We start from the raw sequence: 19,500 nt of genomic DNA on the forward strand, positions 1-19,500 counted from the left end.
AAGGAAAAATAATGCAACTTATTAACGCACTTATTCGTGTTATATATGAAAGGAGGAGGGGGATGGAAATTGAAGAAATATATAAGCTTTATATAAACGATGTGTACCGGTATTTATTTTCCCTTTCTCGAAGCCATCACGTAGCGGAGGACTTGATGCAGGAGACTTTTTATCGGGCGTACCTTTATTTAGAAGACTATGAAAACCAAAAGGTAAAATCATGGCTTTTTAAAGTGGCATATCATACGTTTATTGATTTTGTTAGAAAAGAGAAAAAAGTAGCTTTTGTAGGAACGGAGGAATTAGAGACAGTACAAGCAGGTGAATCTACAGAGGAGTATGTAGTCGCAAAAAATAGTTATGAAAAATTAATTCAGATTATTCATACTTTACCATTGGTAGAGGCACAAGCTATTTTATTATGTGACGTACATCAATTAACGTACGAAGAGGGTGCTTCTGTATTAGATTTAAAGTTAAACACGTATAAAAGTCACATATTTCGTGGGAGAAAGAGATTAAAACAATTGTTAAAGGAGGAAAAGAGTCAAAATGACAAATGATAAACCTCATTCTGAACAAGAAGATTATAAAGACTTGTTACAAGAAGCTCTTCATCAAAGGCCTGCTTCTCTTCCTGATGGAAAACAGGAGCAAGTGTTGAAAATAGGAAAAAAAAGAGCACGTATTACGAACGTTTTAATTGTATTTACTTTTTTATTACTTATTCAACCTATTTTATATGTATCTACACTCTTATACTATGTATTTGCACCTACAAACGCAATGGAGATACGGGATGTAGTAAATCAAACGTTAAGTGTAACGGAACCCAATGTATATATGAAAGAAAGAGATATGGAGCAAACATTGTTACCGCTTAGTTTACAATTAAATTTTGATTTGTATAAAAGAGTAGGGAAGAAAGATATTCGAATAGGTGAAGAGAAAACAAATTATTTATTAAGTAAAGCAACAAAAGTAAGCCGTGAATATACAACAGATGAAAAAATTCCAGAAGTCCAATATATAGATAACGAGGTATTATCTCATCCTAATAATTATAATGTGTCTTATAGTAGTAGCGAAGAAGCGCAAGTATTAAAAGGTCTTCCACAAGAATCTGTAGTAGAAGCATTTATATCTTTTAGAGAATTATTAAGTGTACAAGAGGTAGAGAACATGTTTCCTACTATTGATATTGTATGGTATGCCGTGAATACAGGGTTAGAGGAGAAACAAAAGAATGATGAGGGTCTGTATGTTGCTCCGATTGGTTTTCCGGCAGATATGATTTCAAGTTTAAGTGGTCCTTTTGTAAGTGATTCACCTCATGAGGAACAATTTATTGGTGTGTTAAAGTCATTACAGAAGCATGAAAATTTAGCGGTGAAGCTATCTAGAGCGAAAACTTTAGAGTTGTCAAAGCGTATTTCTTTTCTTGAAAAAAACGGGGTAAAAACATACGGGGCAGTTGTAACTGGTCCTAAAGGTGAAGTTGAAAAATTGATGAGTCATGAAAAAGTTAGAAACTTGAAAGTAGGTGAAGCGAGATTATGGAATTGGCATTCTTAAAAAAAAGAAAGAATCATAGTTATAAACAGGAAACGTGGATGGGGACTATTTCATTAATTATTGCCTTTCTAGCGTTATTGTATTTGAACATTACATTGCTTAGTCAAGAAACATTTATAGGCGAAGGTTTTCGGCAAATAGTTGGAGTTGGATTGTTATGTTCAGTCGTAGGCATGATCACAAAAAGAAAAAGTCGAAAATATGCATTGTGGGCATGTAGTTTATTTGTTTTTATGATACTGTTTGCAGTATTTGGATTTATGTTAGGTTGGATGATAAGCTTTGCGCCATAAATATGTAGAAAGGAGCGAATGTGGATTCGCTCTTTTTTTATGTATAAAAAGAAAAACATATCAAATTTGAAAGAAGAGTACTATGTGTCTAGACTGTGGTTTTGGTGATATGGTTGTCACTCACTTTATAGGAGTAAATATATGATCCTTAAACTTCATTTCATATTTTCTTTTATAATAGTAGCTTCTTTCATAAATGGATTAGTTCCATCATAAATTTGATTGAAAATATAGTAAGAAAAATATGCAAAAAATCTTTATTAATTTAGTGGTCAATTTTATCACTCTATAGCTATCTTTCCGTGAAATGGAAATATATATGTAAAGAAGAATATATATACTTTAAAAGAGGTTATAGGAGGGGAAAGATGGATTCATTATTTGATGTAATATCAGATATTATTTTGTTTTATCCCCGAAATGATATGAAATTAAAATATAATATCGCAAAATTAAGTGAATTAGAGTGGTTTCGAAGTCTACATGAAGATCCGAAGTACACAAGGTTAATTTGGAGTAATAGAAAAATTAAAAAGTTCATTTTATCTCCTATTAACATGGAAGCATTAATAAAATCTGAGAAAAACCAAAAAGAATTCGTTCAACTTGTACACGATGAATATAAAAAAAGAAGATAAGAATTTTTTTATTTTTCATATTTGGTGAAACAAATGGTACAATGAAAGCTAATGTGAAAAATAAGGAAAAGAAGTGGTCTATTTGAAAAACTTTTTAGAATTAGGAATTAGTGAAACTTTTAATCATACATTACGTGAAAATGGAATTACAGAAGCAACACCGATTCAGGAGAAGGCAATTCCTGTTATTATGTCAGGTAAAGATATTATTGGGCAGGCGAAAACAGGAACGGGTAAAACGTTAGCATTTGTGTTACCGATTTTAGAAAAAATCGATCCAGAGTCTAGTGATGTTCAGGCTTTAATTGTTGCACCAACAAGGGAACTAGCACTGCAAATTACAACTGAAATTAAAAAAATGCTTGTTCAAAGAGAAGATATTAATGTACTAGCGATTTATGGCGGACAAGATGTAGCACAGCAATTGAGAAAATTAAAAGGTAATACACATATTGTTGTTGCGACACCAGGACGATTATTAGATCATATACGACGTGAAACAATTGATTTAAGTAATCTTTCAACGATTGTACTAGATGAAGCGGATCAAATGCTTTATTTCGGTTTCTTATATGATATTGAAGATATTTTAGATGAGACACCTGGTAGTAAACAAACGATGTTATTCTCAGCAACAATGCCAAAAGATATTAAAAAATTGGCGAAGCGTTATATGGATGAGCCGCAAATGATTCAAGTACAAAGTGAAGAAGTAACGGTAGATACAATTGAACAGCGTGTTATTGAGACGACAGATCGTGCAAAGCCAGATGCACTTCGTTTTGTTATGGATCGTGACCAGCCATTTTTAGCTGTTATTTTCTGTCGTACAAAGGTTAGAGCAAGTAAGCTGTATGATAATTTAAAAGGACTAGGTTATAATTGTGCTGAACTTCATGGTGATATACCTCAAGCGAAACGTGAGAGAGTTATGAAGAGTTTCCGCGAAGCTAAAATTCAGTACTTAATTGCAACGGATGTAGCAGCTCGTGGACTTGATGTAGATGGTGTAACGCACGTATTTAACTTTGATATTCCAGAAGATGTAGAAAGCTATATTCACCGCATTGGCCGAACAGGACGTGCTGGTGGATCAGGTATTGCGATTACGTTTGTTGCAGCGAAAGATGAAAAACATTTAGAAGAAATTGAAAAAACGCTTGGTGCACCACTGAAAAGAGAAATAATTGAACAACCGAAGATAAAACGTGTAGATGAAAATGGAAAACCGGTACCAAAGCCAGCTCCAAAGAAATCAGGTCAATATCGTCAAAGAGATAGCCGTGAAGGTTCAAGAAGTGAATCAAGACGTGATTCGAGAAATAGCTCAAGAAGTGATTCAAGAAATAGTTCGAGAAATGATAACAACCGATCATTTAATAAGCCAAGCAATAAGAAAAGTAGTGCAAAGCAAGGCCAGCAAAGACGTGGGCGTTAAATTATAAAGTGGTAATCGGGATGAAGAGATGTGTCGTTTGTTGATAGGAAGATCGATATATAATAAAAATTCCGGATACAATTATTAATGCAAAAGGAGTCACAAAAATTTGTGGCTCTTTTTGTATTCTATGATTAGGTTGTTATGCATTTACATCATAAGCATGGTTCTGATAATTTCATTTACCGTATTTAAAATGATTAAAAAAATAAATAAAAAATAAAATATGAAGGTCTTGCGTATTCGCAAGAAAAATTAAGAGGGATATTTAAAGATTTTGAAGTGATTGAAATTAGAAAAACGAAGCAGATTGAACAACCAAATAAAATGTTTGGAGAATCATTTCTTTGGACAGCATTATTTAAGAAGAAATAAGAAAGTAGATAATTGACAAACGCATCGTTTTTATAGACAATATATTTACAGGAATATACGTTCGGTTTTGTTATCCGATGTATGTTTTGCATAAATACATAGCAAGGGGCTGTCTTTATATGAGTAACACAAATCAAAAAATTACTACGTTTTTAATGTTTGAGGGCAAAGCCGAGGAAGCGATGAATTTTTATACGTCACTATTTGATCAATCAGAAATTGTAAGTATCTCTCGTTACGATGAAAATGGACCTGGTAAAGAGGGAACTGTAATACATGCAACTTTTACACTAAATGGCCAAGAGTTCATGTGTATTGATAGTTTTGTAAATCATGATTTTACATTTACGCCAGCTATGTCTCTTTATGTAACTTGTGAGACGGAAGAAGAAATTGAAATTGTCTTTAATAAATTAGCGCAGGATGGAGCAATACTTATGCCTTTAGGTTCCTATCCATTTAGCAAAAAATTTGGTTGGTTAAATGATAAGTATGGAGTATCTTGGCAGTTAACGCTTGCTGAATAAAAAAAGAAGAAGCGTCGTTTATTTGTATAATGGGTTCAGTTAAGAGGTTGGAAAATTAAATAACATTAAAAAGACGTTCCAACTGTCAACAGGTTTGGAACGCTTTTTTTGTTGGTATGTCATTTTTGGGATTGTTAATTAATATCGTTATTTTAAGTGAATAGAATAGCCGTTTTAATTTCACGTCTATTTAGAATTTTCCGATGGTTACACTCGTTTATCTGTTAAAATAAATATAGACAACTATGTATTTACTATCTAGTAGGTTAATAGAAAAAGGGAATGTATAAATAGTTAATAATCTTACAATTAAATTGCAACTAGATCGTTAGGAGGAATAATCATAATGGATACTACACAACAAAACAGTAATGCATGGGATAAGAAGGTTGAGGAAGGCTCTAGATACACACAACCTGTAAGTAGCAAGGTTATTGAGAAAAGCAAATCAGGTGAATGGGAGATTACAGTTACTACGGAAAAATCAGTTCCTAGAGATTGGTTTCCAAAGTCATTAGATGGATTAAAGATACTTTGCTTAGCGTCAGGTGGAGGACAACAAGCACCGGTTCTAGCTGCTGCTGGAGCAGATGTAACAGTTACTGATATATCTAAGAAGCAATTGGAACAAGATGAAACGGTAGCACAGCGGGATGGTTTAACTTTAAAAACAGTACAAGGAGATATGTCAGACCTTAGTGATTTTGAGGATGAATATTTTGATATTGTTATAAATCCTGTTTCTAATTTGCTTGTAAAAGATGTTCATCTTGTATGGAATGAAGTTTCAAGGGTTTTAAAGAATAAAGGTATTCTTATTTCTGGATTTACAAATCCGTTATTATGGATTTTTGATGATAACCAAGAACAAAAAGGTATTCTTGATGTTAAACATTCAATACCTTCATCAACATTGGATTATTTACCAGAGGATGACGTTCAGGAGTACATCAATTCAAATCAAACAATAGAATACGCGCATACTCTAGAAGACCAAATCCAAGGTCAAATTGAAGCGGGTTTTGTTATAACAGGTTTTTATGAGGATGATTTTGGTGGAACAAGGATATTAGATAAGCATATTAAAACCTTTATTGCTACAAAAGCTATAAAGGTAAAGATGGCATTTGCCATCCTTTTTCTTATGTATTTTGAGTGTCAAAACAAGTTTTATACTACCAGTTATATAAATAGGCTGCATTTTTTATATTAAGAATTTTGCTTGCCGAATCTTTCACCGAGTTTAGCTAATAATTCAGGCTGATCTCCTTGGCTCATTACAACTTCAATAAAGATAAGTCGATCTGTATTAATAGTTATTCTAGCTAAGACTTCTGCTAACTCTGTTTCATTTTCTACTTTAAATGTAAGGCTTTTTTCTTCTGAACCGAATACGTTTGTCAGTTTATTATATTTCCACATTTGTATATCATTATATGATTGGTTTTGGCCGTGAATTGCACGTTCAACAGTGTATCCGTTGTTATTGATTAAAAATATAATTGGTTTTAAATTATGACGTAACATAGTGGATAACTCTTGAACAGTTAATTGGAAAGAGCCATCACCAATAATTAATATGTTACGACGTGATAAATCAGAGAGCTGTGTACCAAGTAGAGCAGGCAGTGTATAGCCGATAGATCCCCACAATGGTTGTCCTACAAATGTAGTGTTGTTAGGTAAAGGTACAGATGAACTACCAAAGAATGGTGTTCCTTGCTCTGCAATTAAGACGTCGTTTTCTTTTAAAAAGTGATACATTTGCTGCCAAAATCGTTTTTGAGTAACGATTTGTTTTTTAGGAAGGAACTCTTCAGTGATTGATGATGATGCCGAAATAAAAGGCTGAATTTCAAGAATTTCCTCGCTGCGATGTTCTACTGAATCACTTAAATGTTGTAAAACATCTTTCATTATAACTGGCCCATATTTTTTATCTATAATTTTCACAGTATAGGGATGAATTTCTATAACTTGTTCTTTCGTAAAACCTTGTGTAAAGCCGCCGGTAATAGTATCAGTTAATTTCACACCTATACTAATAATACAGTCAGATTCATCAATTCTTTTTCGCAAGTATGCTGAACTAACATCGCCAGTATAAACCCCTATAAATTGAGGGTGTTTTTCAGGGAATATTCCTTTTCCCATACTTAATGTTGCGATAGGAAACCCAGTTTTTTCTACGAATTGATGTAAATATTCTTTAGCTTGAAATCGATCCACTTCAAAATCAGCTAAAATAACAGGTTTTTTGGCACTATTTATTTTTGAAGTGGCATGTATAAGCATTTTATCCATTGCTTCTTTATTACTTAAAATCGGTTTATATAAGATTGGTTCCATAGGTTTATTAATGGGTTTATTATATACATCAATCGGTAAATTAATATGAACAGGACGTTTTTCATTCCAACATGCACGAAGTACACGGTCAATTTCTTCAGCGGCATGCTCAGGGGTTAAATTTGTTTGCGCAACTGTAATCTCTCGATACATATTGGAAAAGTGATCGAACTTTCCATCCCCTAATGTATGGTGCACGAGTTTGCCATTCTCCATTACATTTGTTGTTGGTGTACCAGTGATTTTTATAACTGGTACGTTTTCTGCATATGAACCAGCGATGCCGTTAATAGCACTTAATTCTCCGACGCCGAAAGTTGTAATGAGAGCAGCGACTCCTTTTATGCGGGCATATCCATCAGCTGCATATGCCGCGTTTAATTCATTACAGTTACCAATCCATTCTAGATTTTCATGTGCAATTACATCATCCAAGAAGGCAAGATTATAATCGCCAGGGACACCAAATATATGCTCAATTCCTAATTCATATAGTCGATCTAGTAAATATGTACTTACAGTATATTGAATTTTCATGTGAATCATCTCCTAGTTGTGTTAGGTTATTGTAATTAACTATTAAACAAACTTAAAAGATCAAGTGCCTGAATCAAAATATTCATTATTAGATTGTGGTATAATTTACATACAGGGGGAAAGTAGATGACACAACATAAAGAAGAACAAATGAATGAGGCATTAGCATTATTTTACTTTGCATATAAAACTTTTACTGAAAAGCCAGATGAAATTATAAAAGAGTATGGTATACAGCGAGTACATCACCGAATCTTATTTTTTATCGCACGTTTTCCAGGACTTAGTGTAAATGAACTATTATCATTATTAGAAATAAGTAAACAAGCTCTTCACGGACCATTACGTCAACTTGTGGAAAAGGGACTTATTGAAAGTAATGAAGCTACACATGATCGTCGTGTGAAACAGCTATCCTTAACAGAAAAAGGTGCAGATTTAGAGAGAAAACTGAGTGATGTTCAAAGAAAACAAATGGATGCTATTTTTTCAAAATTTGGTGAATCGTGCGAAGAACATTGGCATCAAGTTATGAATGAAATGGCAAATAGCCGTTCAGGTTTTGATGCATGGATATCGAAACGCGAAATACCAGTCGATTAAAAAGCATGAGAAAATGTCTGTCTTTATAGTTTGAAAAAGAACAAAATTTATCCATGTATTTGGCAAATATGTATAAAATCATAGTATGTATGGATAAAAAATTCACATTACCAAAAACTTTATATGTGCGCTCAAAGTAATAGTAAAATTCACATTTCCGAGAGGGGAATTATAATGATAAAACTTGTACTTATTCGTCACGGACAAAGTTTATGGAATCTTGAAAATCGCTTTACTGGATGGACAGATGTAGATTTATCAGAGAATGGATTAAGTGAAGCGAGAGAAGCAGGTGCAATATTAAAGAAAAATGGATATACTTTCGACATCGCTTATACATCTGTATTAAAACGAGCAATCCGGACTTTATGGATTGTTCTACATGAAATGGATTTCACTTGGGTGCCTATACATAAATCATGGAAATTAAATGAAAGACATTACGGAGCACTACAAGGATTGAATAAAGATGAAACCGCAAAAAAATATGGCGAAGAACAAGTTCATATTTGGAGACGTAGTATTGATGTGAGACCGCCTGCGCTCACTGAAGACGATACTCGATATGAGGCGAACGATCCAAGATATAAAGCACTCAAAAAAGGTGAATTTCCGTTAACTGAATGCTTAGAGGATACGGAGAAGAGAGTGCTTGCTTATTGGCATTCAGAAATTGCACCGGCATTAAAAAGTGGTGAAAAAGTAATTATTTCATCACACGGTAACACAATTCGCTCACTAGTGAAATACTTAGACAATCTTTCAAATGATGGAGTGGTTTCATTAAATATTCCAACTAGCATTCCGCTTGTATATGAATTAGACGAAAATTTACGTCCGATTCGTCATTATTATTTAAGTATGGATGGAGAAGTACCTGAGGGCGAGATTCCAAAACATATTGCATTTTAACATAGTGATTTGAAATATAAGCTTGTCTACCTATACAATGTAGATTCACGATAAAAGACGTGGTTTCCTTTCTTATGTTTATGCTTTGAAATAAAATTTAGAAGGTTGTCCATGTCTTTTGTCATAATGCTGACAGTTCATGCATGTAATGTTATCGTGAGCAGTTTTTGAATGGAGGGTGATGTGATTGATGGTCTCTAACATTCGAATTGGTTTATGTATCCTTGCAGTTGTATTTGCAGTACTCGTTTTCTTTTATTGGAAAAATGAAGAATTGTACGAAGAGAAGAAGCAACGAATTCGAAAAACATGGTATGGGTTATTTATTATATCAGTAACAGTATATTTCATGATAAAAGGAATCGATTTAACCCTCTGGAAAAATCTTTTAATGTTCACCGCAATGGTTATTTTTGTTGATGTTGCGTTCATATTGACACCTAACATTTCAGAAATATGGGGCGCGAAATTTAGCGATATAGGCAAAACTGTTCAATCGATAAAACGGTCATTAATCGCTTCAAAAGCAAGAGGAGAAATATACACGAATATTATTCAAAATATTAATCCAACAGCATTTGGAACGATGGAATGGCATACTGAAGAGGAATACACAAAAAGTTTAAACGCATTTTTAGATTCATATGGAGAAAAAATTGGTGCGAAAATTGTTGTATTTGAAGCAGCTAAAGAATTAAATACTAACTTTCGTAGTATCCGCTCGCAATTTAGTATGATTGTACCGTTAGAACATATCGAACAATTGAATGAGCAAAAAGCGGTACAAGTAGAAAACGTCGGAATTATTCCTGCCAAAATAGTGAGTGATGTTTTTATCGTTATTGACGGTAAGAAAAATAATCTTCAAGATCGAGACTTTGAAAATGTATATAATTTAACGATACATCATAGTTATTTTAGTAAGTAAGGACAGAATCGTTTTTCTGTCCTTTTCATCTATACATAATTTGGAGAAGGCTGAATAAAATTGGACAATCATTCCTACACTAGCACGTAGAGGTGATTGTAATGATAAAAGATTATAATGATGAATTCTTTAAAGAAAATACTGAAGATGCAACTGATTTCTCTTTAATAAAAGGAGATACAATGCAGCAAATAGAAAATTTAGAAGAAGATTTAAAAAGAAACGGATAATAGTACACCTTTTTTGCGTTTGCTATATAATATAAGTATAAGGTTGTATCTTTTGTAAAAGGGGGAGAAGAGATGGCAGAAATAAATGTACAAAAATCTTCATTTTTTAAAGAAAAAAAAGAAGAATCAAATACAGATTTCTCTCTTGTGAAGGGTGCATTAACGGAAAATATAAATCGATTAGAGAAACTAATGAATAATAGTACTTCAAAATATATGCGAGCGAAAAAAACGAAAGAAAATGCATAGTGCATTTTCTTTCGTTTTTTTTATTTAAGAGCAAATTTCCTTTTATTTTTGAAGGTAATTCTGCTTGTTGAATTTCTTCATAAGATTTCGCTTTAATGATTTTCTATAAAAAGTATACGCCCCTTATTCCATTATTAAAATTGATTTTGATTACAATCTAGTAAGGATTATTTATCTAAAAAAAGAGAGTTTGGTGAGTTGATTTTTAAATGCGAAATGAGAAGGGAAGATACTGAATCATGGTATAATGATAAAAGACTTACATATTATTTTGTCATTTTGAGAGGAGCTTAAAAAATGTATTCTACTTTAGAGCAATTAACAAAGCACCCTGTATTTTATCATTTTGCAGAAATTTCAAAGATTCCTAGAGGATCAGGTAATGAAAAAGAAATTAGTGATTACTTAGTGAGTTTCGCCAAGGAACGTAATTTAGAAGTTATTCAAGACGAAGCGTTAAATGTCATTATAAAAAAAGAAGCTACTTCTGGTTATGAGAATGTTCCGGCTATTATCATTCAGGGGCATTCTGATATGGTATGTGAAAAAAATCAAGCAACAGTACATGATTTTGAGAAAGATCCAATCGAATTACGCATTGTTGGAGATATGTTATATGCAAACGAAACTACATTAGGTGCGGATAATGGTATTGCCGTTGCATATGCGTTAGCATTATTAGATTCAACAGACATCCCGCATCCAGCTCTTGAAGTAGTTATTACAACAGAAGAAGAAACGACAATGGGCGGAGCTTTCGCTGTTGATCCAAGTCATTTTGACGGAAAGATTTTTATTAATATTGATTCTGAAGAAGATCATAAATTACTTGTAAGTAGTGCGGGTGGTGCAAAAGCAGTTGAAACAATTCCAGTAATTTGGGATGAGGCACCGGTTAATATGGATGCATACCGTCTATATGTCGGAGGACTTAAGGGCGGACATTCTGGTATGGAAATTGATAAACAACGCGGAAATGCGAACAAGGTACTAGGACGAGTTTTACGTGATTTATCAACAAATATTCAATTTGAAATCAGTGAGGTTCACGGCGGATTAAAAACAAATGCAATTCCTCGTGAAAGTGTAGCTACAATTTTATTACGTCAAGAAGATGTAGGGCAAGTTGAAGAAAAATTAGAATCATGGACGCGAGTATTACAAGAAGAAATGCGCGCAGTTGATCCGGATGTTCATGTTACACTTACAAAATTGGATGAAAAAGTAGAAAAAGTATTTGCTAAAGAAACACAAAAACAGCTTATTTCATCATTATTCTTAATTCCAAATGGCATTCAAAGTATGAGCATGGATATAAAAGGTCTTGTCGAAAGCTCAACAAATTTAGGAGTTATTGAAACGCTGCAAGATGAAATTAAATTACGAAACGAAGTGAGAAGTTCTGTAAGTAGTTTGAAAAAACATATTGCAGATGAAATAAAATATATTGCCGAATTAGTTGGTGCGAGATTTGAATTAGAGTCAGCATATCCAGAGTGGCCATACAATCCGAATTCACAGATTCGTAATTTATTCGAAAAAGTGCATCAAGAAAAGTATGGTAAAGATGCTGAAATCTTCGCAGTACATGCAGGGATTGAATGTAGTGTATTTGTTCAAAAAATGCCGGAGTTAGATGCAATTTCATTCGGGCCGGATATTTTCAATGTCCACACTCCAGATGAGCACATTAGTATTTCTTCTGTTGTGAATAACTGGGGATTCTTTGTTGATGTATTGAAGGGTACGAAAGAATTAGCAAAATAATAACCGATGAATTTAAGAGTAGCCTATAAAAATTTATAGGCTATTTTTTGTATTGAATTTTTTATAAGGTTTGAGTATGGAAAATATAATGAACTTACACTACGTATATGAAGGAGAAATTTCATATACCGTATTTTATATAAAATATAAATAGTTTCAAAAGAAATAAAGTATAACAAACACGTGCTTATAAAAACAGAGTTTAAGAAAGCTAAAAAATGTAGCTGTCGTATTCTATCTTTTTCCTTCGTACTTTGTGCATTACAATGACACTACTTTTTTCTATAATTTCGTATCATGTAAACGAAAAGAAATCTAGCAACTGAGCAAAACAAAGAACAACAAATTTTTTAGTAAATATACTAAAATGGAATATAATTGAAATCAAAAAACATTTAGAAAGAACAATTTCGTTGTGAACTATTGTATAGTGTAGATATGAGTAACAAAAAAGGGGGACTACATATGTGGAAGCGATTTGTAGCGATTGGTGATAGTTTTACAGAAGGGATAGGGGATGAAGTTGAGGGGATAGCATTAAAAAGCTGGATAGATCATTTTGTTCAACTGTGTGAAAACGATATAGAATATGCTAATTTTGCAAAGCGTGGGTTAGTAACTAAAGAAATTTGCGCGCAGCAATTGGAAAAGGCATTAACTTTTAATCCAGATTTGGTTAGTCTAATTGCAGGTGCAAACGATGTTTTAAAAGGACGTTGGGATCATCAAGCATATAAGAACGATATGGAATTTATGATAGATACATTAAGTAAAACAGGTGCTGATATTATTATAGCAAACCTTCCAGATTTTACAGTTAGGCTTCCTTTTTCTTCTGAAAAAAAACAAGTATTAAAAGAACAATTATTAGAGGCGAACGAAGTTATACTTTCATTGAGTAGAGAGTATAAGCTTCATCATGTTGACTTTTGGAATCATCACTTAGTTAATGATAATACGCTTTGGTCTACGGATTTAATTCATCCAAACTCAAAAGGATATGTAAAAGTTGCTGAATTGATTTATAGTAGTTTGCCTGTACATGACTCTTTTAAATAAGTTTTAGAATGAACTAGCCCCCTGTCGCATACAGCGCAGGGGTTTTGATGCGAAAAAGAAGGATATATAGCGCCTATAAATTATAGTTTAAGTAATTCTTTTTATTGTCTATATTTTTGTTGTTTTCTGTTGCAGGACCCTTAGTATAAGGGTCCTTTTTTCTATCCAATATCTACAAAAAAGACAAGATCGGAGAACCCGAACTAAAAGATATTTTAAATAAAATTGTTAAAACAGTACTAATAATGATACCGATTGCTAAAAAGACTCGCTTGTTTTGTTTGTAAGAATCTTAAAATCTTCCCCTTCGAATGCAACTTAACCATAAATTAATTTTTTTGTAAATGTGGAACAATTGCATTACTTACACTGTCTATTAAGCGTTAAAACATTTTTTATTTAATATATCAAGAAAGGAATAACCATTTTTAACTAAGGGAGAAGATTGAATTGAAAAAATTATGGATGCTGCTTTTCTTTTGTTTTGCAGTTATGTTGGTAGGATGTAATAAAAACGAACCGCCAAAACAAGCATTTGAAGAATATATCAATTTATGGAATGATAAAAAATTTGCAAATATGTATGATCATTTATCAGAACATGCCAAAAAAACGATTTCTAAAAAGGATTTCATAGAGAAATATCAAAAAATCTCTGAGGGTATTGGAGTTAAGAATTTAATAGTTAAAACGAAAGGAGAGAATGCTAAAGATAAAGAGCGTTTTCTTTTTGAAGTTAAGATGGATACGGATGGAGGGCCAGTTGCATTCGTCCATGAAGCGAAACTTGTGAAAGATAAAGAATCTTGGAAAATAGATTGGACACCAGACTTCATTTTCCCAGGGATGAAAAAAGATTACAAAGTCCGTATGCAAACAGAACAGGGAAAACGCGGAGAAATATATGATCGAAATGGGAAAGGTCTTGCAATGAATGGTAAAGCGACTGAGGTTGGAATTATTCCAGAGAAACTAGGCGAAACAGCGGCACAAACAAAAGAAATAGTAGCACAATTACTTGATATGTCTACAGAAGAGGTCGAACAGAAGCTCACAGCGAAATGGATAAAGCCAGACTCCTTTGTACCAATTGGTATTTTAAAAGAGGGAACCAGACAGAATGATTATATTGAATTAGAAGGAGTTTCATCTCGCCCAGTAAATATTCGGACGTATCCATTAGGAGAAGCAGCGGCACACTTAACGGGATATATAGGAAAGGTGAATGCAGAGGAGTTAACATCACTTCAAAAAAAAGGTTATCAAGCAGATGATTTAATTGGTAAGACAGGTATAGAGAAAGTATTAGAAAATAAATTGCGTAGTGAAAAGGGTGGACGTGTATTTATAGAAGATGAGAATGGGAAAGAGATTAAAAACGTAGCAAAAAAAGAAGCAAAAGAAGGGGAAAATGTTACGTTAACAATTGATGCTGCAATTCAAGAAAAAATCTTTAATGAGATGAAAAATGAAGCAGGATCTAGTGCAGCGGTCAATCCTAAAACGGGGGAAACAATCGCACTTGTAAGTAGCCCTGCCTATAATCCAAATATAATTGTTAGAGGAGCATCAAAAGCTCAACGAGAAGCATGGAATAACGACTCGAAACTACCAATGATGAATCGTTTCACACAAGCATTTGTACCAGGTTCTGTATTTAAAACGATTACAGGTGCAATTGGTTTGGAAACAAACACAATAAATCCTAAGGAAGAATTTAAAATTCAAGGATTAAAGTGGACAAAAGATTCATCTTGGGGAAATTATTATGTAACACGTGTGAAGGATGCAAGTCCAATTGATTTTGATAAGGCAATGAAGTACTCTGATAATATTTATTTTGCTCAACAAGCTTTGAAAATGGGAAAAGATCAGTATGTAAGTGAATTTAAGAAATACGGATTTCATGAAAAATTACCAATCGAATACGAATTTCCTATTTCAATCATTGCAAAAGATGGGATAAAAAATGATATTCAACTAGCAGACACGGGATACGGACAAGGACAAGTATTAATGACACCACTTCATTTAGCATTAACATATGCACCGATTGTGAATGAAGGGAATATTCCGTCGCCTCATCTTTTAAAAGAAGCAAAAGTAGCTGGGAATTGGAAAGAAAATGTGGTTGCTAAAAAGAATCAAGAGATATTAAAGAGTGCATTAATAAAAGTCATTAATGACCCTGACGGCGCGGGGAGAATTGCTAAGGTTGATGGCGTGACTCTTGCTGGTAAAACCGGTACAGCAGAACTGAAAGAGTCGAAAGAAGCAGATGGAAAAGAACTTGGATGGTTTGCAGCTTTTGATGCAAATGCGCCAGATATGATTGTAACCATGATGATAGAAGATGTAAAAGGAAGAGGGGGAAGTAATGTTCCAGGTGAAAAAATAAAACATATTTTCCAAAAATAATATTTAATTATAAAGTAAAATCTTTTACTACAATCATTGTTTGCTTAACACAAAGGTATTGAGTAAAACAAAGAACAATTAAGTTTCGAAAAAGCATTCTTCCTAATCGAGAATGCTTTTTTGTTGTGGCTGTAGAAAGTTGATACCTCATTTTTGTTTTCATTTTTGAAAGGTTGGCATTGCTAATAGTAAATGGAACAAATGAAACTTGTATCTTGTCTATATATTGAAACCATAATAAAAGTGAGGGCAGTTTTATGTTTATTCAAATAAGTTTGAGGTGTGGAAATGGAACAGACGTTTATTGACAAATGTAATCATGATGAGCTGGACTATGTTATAAAAGACTATTGGCAAGATGTATGGAATTATTCATTTATTATTACGAAAGATCCACACTTATCAGATGACATCACGCAAGATGTATTTATAAAGGTATTTAAAAATTGGAATTCATTTCGAAAGGAGTCATCTATTAAAACATGGATATTAAAAATCACAAGAAATACGGCAATTAACTATTTGAAATCCTCTTATTTTAAAAGGATATCTTTAGTGGGATTTTTTAGTGATGATAAGCAATCTTCATCGGCAGAACAAGAATTTTTTAAGCAAGAGGAAATGAATGAAGTGTGGGAGGTTGTATTAAAACTACCTAAAAAACACCGTGAAATACTAATATTGGACGCAAAATATGAATTATCTTATGAAGAAATGGCTGAAACACTAGGAGTATCCATTGGAACTGTAAAGTCTAGATTAAGTAGAGCAAGAAGTAAAGTTTCAAAATTAATAGAGGAGGGTAGTAGCGATGAACAATAAACAAAATCCTGACTGGTATAGCAAATTAAAAAACGGTCCAATGGAGAATCGTAAAGATGAAGAAGAATTTATTTATAAAATAAAGCAATCGATAGACCAAAAAAGTGAAGTAGATTCTGCATCATACAAAAGACCATTTCGTAGAAAAGTATTGCCTATTGTAGTTGTTTTGGCTTGTACAATGTTATTTTTTATTGTTCAACAGCCTTGGCTTGATAATAATAAATCACCGGTACAAAGTAGTACGCAAATTAAGCCTAAAACAAAAGATGAGTCTGCTCAAGATCCGTCATTAAAACAATTTATAAATGACTTATATCGAAGTACAAATTCTAAAAATGAAAATGATTTGTTTAGAGCATTAAATGAAGAAGTTATATTTAAAGGAAGGATGTATAAGAAGGAAGAATTGCAGTTTGATGAAGATATTTTTCATGAGTTGCAAGTTGCTCTTACAATGGGGGGAGAATTTGTGAATGATACGAAGAAAGTTTACAAAGTGCCAAGTGGATTGACAGAAAGTAATCAATCAAAGGAAGGACATTTTATATATGCAACTGTTACTGGAAACAACACGAAAATTTTAGCTGAACCAAAACTAGAATCACAAGTTTTATATGAAGTATCTAATGAAATGGTAAAAGCTTGGATTCCGGAAAAAACGCAGAATGATGGATATATAAAAATATCGACAATTAACGGTAATACTGGATATGTACAAAAAGAGTATGTTTTAACTGATATTAAGTATTCATTCATGTTCGAAAAAGATCGTGAAGGTATATGGAAAATAACGAATATAGAATCTATATGGTAAAAGAGGAAGGTTCACTTTAATGAACCTTCCTCTTTGTTTTTATTTTCTTTTTGAAGAGTATTCCAGGACTCTAAAATTTCTGATGTAACGAGAGCAGCAATATTTTTTTCTGAATTACTACCAGGAATAACGACAGAAACGGCAATGTGTGGATCTTCGGTAGGAGCATATGCGATGAAAAGAGAATGATTGATCATTCTTTCTTGCTCATTCAGTGAACCCGTTATACCCGTTTTACCTGCGACATCAAAAGGTAAGTTTTTAATCTCCTTTATATTTTGACTCATTCCACCTTGCACGACACTCCAAAATTTCATAGGATAACGATTTGAACTTTCTAAAATTGGTTTAAACTTTTTTGTTTCCTTACCGTCCTGACCAATAATAGTACTTACGATTTGAGGTTTATATTTATCACCTTTACTTGCCAAAGTTGCTGCATATTGGGCGAGTTGAAGAGGGGTATGCACTTCATTTCCTCCCCAAGAAGCATTTAATAAAGCGGAGATTCCATTTTCAAACTTATTAGATGGATGCAATTCATATTTTCCGTCTTCTTCAAAGGGTAAATCGATCCCAGTTTTAGAACGAAGGCCGAATTGCATTAAATAATCTGTCCATATATTTGCTACTTTTTCTATATTTCCATTATTTTGGTTGAATAAAGGTAGAGCTACTTTCGCTGTCATAAATGTGTTAGAAGAATTAATGATAGCCTGACTCGGTGTGATTTCACCTGTTGGCGTTCCAGGTGCATTCATAATGTTATTTTGATTATCATACTGAAAACTACCTGTATCTAAATAAGTATCTTCAGGTTGAAAAAGCTTTTCGTTTAATCCAATTAAAATAGTAAGAGGCTTTATAGTAGAGGCCATATTTACATAAGATTCATCATACTTTAATTTTTGAATTGCTTTATTTTGCGATAATGATGTGATGTTTTCTTTTTTAGATGATACATGTGTATGTAATGTATTTGGATCAAAAACTGCTGAGTTAGCCATAGTTAAAATTGCGCCAGTTTTTACATCGGTTACCACAACATAACCAGCATTAGCATCAGGTGTTTTCTTAATTTGAGATCCTAATGCTTCCTCTGTTTTTTGCTGCAACTTAGAATCTAAAGCTAGCCGGACATCTTTTCCGTTTTGTACTTTTTGAATGTTCCAAAAGAACTTTTTATTATTCATTTTAAAAATTAGAGTTTTTCCTGGTTTTCCTTTTAAATCATTTTCATATTGAAGCTCAACTCCGCTTTTCCCAACAGGTCCATTGTTAGAATTAAAGTCATTTTCTACATAACCAATTACCTGGGAACCAATTTCGTTTTTAGGATAATATCGAATCAATTCATCTTTGATTATTACATTATTGGGCTTGTTTTTGTTTATGAATGCAAGTTCATTCTCAGTTATGTCAGAGTATAACGGTATATCATTCATAGTCTGCTTTTTACAAGATTGTTGTAATTGAAATTGTATGTCCTCTGTAGAAATGTCATGTTGAAACTCGCTTGAAAGTTGATTGAAAAAAGCTACTATGTTTGATGTATCTTGAGTCGATAGCTCTTCTTCTTTAAAGGTGCAATATAGAGACTTAACTTTCTTATTTGTAGCTAGTATTACATCATTATGATCAAAAATTTCTCCTCTTTCAGCTGAAGAAGTTTCGATAGTAATTGAAACGAAATTGACTTTTAACAAAATTATTAAAATAACACCTACAATAGAAAAAAACGCTATAAACCTCCATCTTTTTATTTTTGTATGTAACATAAAAACCTCCCTTTTTTAGCTTATTTCATCATATAGTTAATTATTTTTTTTGTAAATGTGGAACAACTTTATGATTTAGGTTGTCTATTAAGTATTACAACATGAAGAAAGGATTAATTAGTATGAAAAGTTACTAGCAAGTCTATGTGTAAGCTTAATATGAGTCATTATACAGTTTAGCATTT

19 protein-coding genes and 1 pseudogene are annotated in these 19,500 nt (G+C 32.8%); 18 read left to right on the forward strand and 2 right to left on the reverse strand.

Translation table 11 applies throughout. The features are described from left to right. The first annotated feature begins 62 nt into the window (after positions 1 to 62). The 8 genes and pseudogenes from COI75_RS23750 (at position 63) to COI75_RS23795 (ending at position 6,059) form a co-directional block, all read left to right on the forward strand. Positions 63 to 563: a sigma-70 family RNA polymerase sigma factor gene (locus COI75_RS23750; RefSeq protein ID WP_000401917.1), complete on the forward strand. Its 501-nt coding sequence runs from the start codon at positions 63 to 65 to the stop codon at positions 561 to 563. After that, positions 553 to 1,575 (forward strand): anti-sigma factor, encoded by a 1,023-nt coding sequence (locus COI75_RS23755; RefSeq protein WP_000180333.1) that lies wholly within the window; start codon positions 553 to 555, stop codon positions 1,573 to 1,575. Before COI75_RS23750 ends, COI75_RS23755 begins: the two co-directional genes overlap by 11 nt. Then, the gene (locus COI75_RS23760) at positions 1,557 to 1,868 is read left to right on the forward strand and encodes a hypothetical protein (protein ID WP_000417674.1); all 312 of its coding nucleotides are present in this window, start codon (positions 1,557 to 1,559) and stop codon (positions 1,866 to 1,868) included. Before COI75_RS23755 ends, COI75_RS23760 begins: the two co-directional genes overlap by 19 nt. Positions 1,869 to 2,236: 368 nt before the next feature. After that, positions 2,237 to 2,506, forward strand: coding sequence for a hypothetical protein (locus tag COI75_RS23775; RefSeq protein WP_000377651.1), 270 nt, complete (start codon positions 2,237 to 2,239; stop codon positions 2,504 to 2,506). 73 nt (positions 2,507 to 2,579) lie between these two features. Next, entirely contained in the window at positions 2,580 to 3,944 is a 1,365-nt protein-coding gene (locus COI75_RS23780; protein WP_002095638.1) for a DEAD/DEAH box helicase, read from the forward strand. Positions 3,945 to 4,175: 231 nt separating this feature from the next. Next, positions 4,176 to 4,319 (forward strand): annotated as a pseudogene (locus COI75_RS23785) (SAM-dependent methyltransferase); the annotation flags it as partial. Positions 4,320 to 4,438: 119 nt separating this feature from the next. Further along, positions 4,439 to 4,846 (forward strand): VOC family protein, encoded by a 408-nt coding sequence (locus COI75_RS23790; protein ID WP_000072489.1) that lies wholly within the window; start codon positions 4,439 to 4,441, stop codon positions 4,844 to 4,846. A 346-nt stretch (positions 4,847 to 5,192) separates the two neighbouring features. Further along, positions 5,193 to 6,059, forward strand: a complete 867-nt coding sequence (locus tag COI75_RS23795) for a class I SAM-dependent methyltransferase (RefSeq protein WP_000381797.1) — start codon at positions 5,193 to 5,195, stop codon at positions 6,057 to 6,059. Here COI75_RS23795 and COI75_RS23800 read toward each other — a convergent pair. Then, positions 6,056 to 7,732 carry an alpha-keto acid decarboxylase family protein gene (locus COI75_RS23800; protein WP_000701818.1) on the reverse strand — a complete coding sequence of 559 codons (1,677 nt, stop codon included), beginning with the start codon at positions 7,730 to 7,732 and terminating at the stop codon, positions 6,056 to 6,058. The genes COI75_RS23795 and COI75_RS23800 overlap by 4 nt on opposite strands. A gap of 126 nt (positions 7,733 to 7,858) precedes the next feature. Between COI75_RS23800 and COI75_RS23805 the strand changes: the two genes are divergently transcribed. The 10 genes from COI75_RS23805 (at position 7,859) to COI75_RS23850 (ending at position 17,537) form a co-directional block, all read left to right on the forward strand. Continuing rightward, positions 7,859 to 8,335, forward strand: coding sequence for a MarR family winged helix-turn-helix transcriptional regulator (locus COI75_RS23805; protein WP_000191906.1), 477 nt, complete (start codon positions 7,859 to 7,861; stop codon positions 8,333 to 8,335). 174 nt (positions 8,336 to 8,509) lie between these two features. Next, positions 8,510 to 9,247, forward strand: coding sequence for a 2,3-diphosphoglycerate-dependent phosphoglycerate mutase (gpmA, locus tag COI75_RS23810; protein ID WP_000594135.1), 738 nt, complete (start codon positions 8,510 to 8,512; stop codon positions 9,245 to 9,247). Positions 9,248 to 9,437: 190 nt separating this feature from the next. Further along, on the forward strand, positions 9,438 to 10,175 hold the full coding sequence (locus COI75_RS23815) for a type II toxin-antitoxin system SpoIISA family toxin (protein ID WP_000254398.1): 738 nt from the start codon (positions 9,438 to 9,440) through the stop codon (positions 10,173 to 10,175). Positions 10,176 to 10,276: 101 nt separating this feature from the next. Then, positions 10,277 to 10,405 carry a hypothetical protein gene (locus COI75_RS23820; RefSeq protein WP_000588717.1) on the forward strand — a complete coding sequence of 43 codons (129 nt, stop codon included), beginning with the start codon at positions 10,277 to 10,279 and terminating at the stop codon, positions 10,403 to 10,405. Positions 10,406 to 10,477: 72 nt separating this feature from the next. After that, positions 10,478 to 10,654, forward strand: a complete 177-nt coding sequence (spoIISB, locus tag COI75_RS27080) for a stage II sporulation protein SB (protein ID WP_000808015.1) — start codon at positions 10,478 to 10,480, stop codon at positions 10,652 to 10,654. A 297-nt stretch (positions 10,655 to 10,951) separates the two neighbouring features. Further along, positions 10,952 to 12,421 carry a beta-Ala-His dipeptidase gene (gene pepD / locus COI75_RS23830; protein WP_000287567.1) on the forward strand — a complete coding sequence of 490 codons (1,470 nt, stop codon included), beginning with the start codon at positions 10,952 to 10,954 and terminating at the stop codon, positions 12,419 to 12,421. A gap of 465 nt (positions 12,422 to 12,886) precedes the next feature. After that, positions 12,887 to 13,480 (forward strand): SGNH/GDSL hydrolase family protein, encoded by a 594-nt coding sequence (locus COI75_RS23835; protein ID WP_000265866.1) that lies wholly within the window; start codon positions 12,887 to 12,889, stop codon positions 13,478 to 13,480. A 450-nt stretch (positions 13,481 to 13,930) separates the two neighbouring features. Beyond that, positions 13,931 to 15,898: a penicillin-binding transpeptidase domain-containing protein gene (locus COI75_RS23840; RefSeq protein ID WP_000737745.1), complete on the forward strand. Its 1,968-nt coding sequence runs from the start codon at positions 13,931 to 13,933 to the stop codon at positions 15,896 to 15,898. A gap of 288 nt (positions 15,899 to 16,186) precedes the next feature. Next, positions 16,187 to 16,720 (forward strand): RNA polymerase sigma factor, encoded by a 534-nt coding sequence (locus COI75_RS23845; protein WP_000438316.1) that lies wholly within the window; start codon positions 16,187 to 16,189, stop codon positions 16,718 to 16,720. Then, the gene (locus COI75_RS23850; RefSeq protein ID WP_001060783.1) at positions 16,710 to 17,537 is read left to right on the forward strand and encodes an SH3 domain-containing protein; all 828 of its coding nucleotides are present in this window, start codon (positions 16,710 to 16,712) and stop codon (positions 17,535 to 17,537) included. The genes COI75_RS23845 and COI75_RS23850 overlap by 11 nt, the downstream gene beginning before the upstream one ends. An 11-nt stretch (positions 17,538 to 17,548) precedes the next feature. Here COI75_RS23850 and COI75_RS23855 read toward each other — a convergent pair whose 3' ends face one another. After that, positions 17,549 to 19,315: a peptidoglycan D,D-transpeptidase FtsI family protein gene (locus COI75_RS23855; protein ID WP_000903329.1), complete on the reverse strand. Its 1,767-nt coding sequence runs from the start codon at positions 19,313 to 19,315 to the stop codon at positions 17,549 to 17,551. Positions 19,316 to 19,500 lie beyond the last annotated feature (185 nt).

The sequence above is a fragment of the Bacillus cereus genome (assembly GCF_002564555.1).
Classification (GTDB): Bacteria; Bacillota; Bacilli; order Bacillales; family Bacillaceae_G; genus Bacillus_A; species Bacillus_A cereus_K.

What these genes read in the sequence shown, in the direction of transcription:
- COI75_RS23750 (WP_000401917.1), top strand. Translation starts at nt 63, where the DNA reads ATGGAAATTGAAGAAATATATAAGCTTTATATAAACGATGTGTACCGG.
- COI75_RS23755 (WP_000180333.1), top strand. Translation starts at nt 553, where the DNA reads ATGACAAATGATAAACCTCATTCTGAACAAGAAGATTATAAAGACTTG.
- COI75_RS23760 (WP_000417674.1), top strand. Translation starts at nt 1,557, where the DNA reads ATGGAATTGGCATTCTTAAAAAAAAGAAAGAATCATAGTTATAAACAG.
- COI75_RS23775 (WP_000377651.1), top strand. Translation starts at nt 2,237, where the DNA reads ATGGATTCATTATTTGATGTAATATCAGATATTATTTTGTTTTATCCC.
- COI75_RS23790 (WP_000072489.1), top strand. Translation starts at nt 4,439, where the DNA reads ATGAGTAACACAAATCAAAAAATTACTACGTTTTTAATGTTTGAGGGC.
- COI75_RS23795 (WP_000381797.1), top strand. Translation starts at nt 5,193, where the DNA reads ATGGATACTACACAACAAAACAGTAATGCATGGGATAAGAAGGTTGAG.
- COI75_RS23800 (WP_000701818.1), bottom strand. Translation starts at nt 7,732, where the DNA reads ATGAAAATTCAATATACTGTAAGTACATATTTACTAGATCGACTATAT.
- COI75_RS23805 (WP_000191906.1), top strand. Translation starts at nt 7,859, where the DNA reads ATGACACAACATAAAGAAGAACAAATGAATGAGGCATTAGCATTATTT.
- gpmA (WP_000594135.1), top strand. Translation starts at nt 8,510, where the DNA reads ATGATAAAACTTGTACTTATTCGTCACGGACAAAGTTTATGGAATCTT.
- COI75_RS23815 (WP_000254398.1), top strand. Translation starts at nt 9,438, where the DNA reads ATGGTCTCTAACATTCGAATTGGTTTATGTATCCTTGCAGTTGTATTT.
- COI75_RS23820 (WP_000588717.1), top strand. Translation starts at nt 10,277, where the DNA reads ATGATAAAAGATTATAATGATGAATTCTTTAAAGAAAATACTGAAGAT.
- spoIISB (WP_000808015.1), top strand. Translation starts at nt 10,478, where the DNA reads ATGGCAGAAATAAATGTACAAAAATCTTCATTTTTTAAAGAAAAAAAA.
- pepD (WP_000287567.1), top strand. Translation starts at nt 10,952, where the DNA reads ATGTATTCTACTTTAGAGCAATTAACAAAGCACCCTGTATTTTATCAT.
- COI75_RS23835 (WP_000265866.1), top strand. Translation starts at nt 12,887, where the DNA reads ATGTGGAAGCGATTTGTAGCGATTGGTGATAGTTTTACAGAAGGGATA.
- COI75_RS23845 (WP_000438316.1), top strand. Translation starts at nt 16,187, where the DNA reads ATGGAACAGACGTTTATTGACAAATGTAATCATGATGAGCTGGACTAT.
- COI75_RS23850 (WP_001060783.1), top strand. Translation starts at nt 16,710, where the DNA reads ATGAACAATAAACAAAATCCTGACTGGTATAGCAAATTAAAAAACGGT.
- COI75_RS23855 (WP_000903329.1), bottom strand. Translation starts at nt 19,315, where the DNA reads ATGTTACATACAAAAATAAAAAGATGGAGGTTTATAGCGTTTTTTTCT.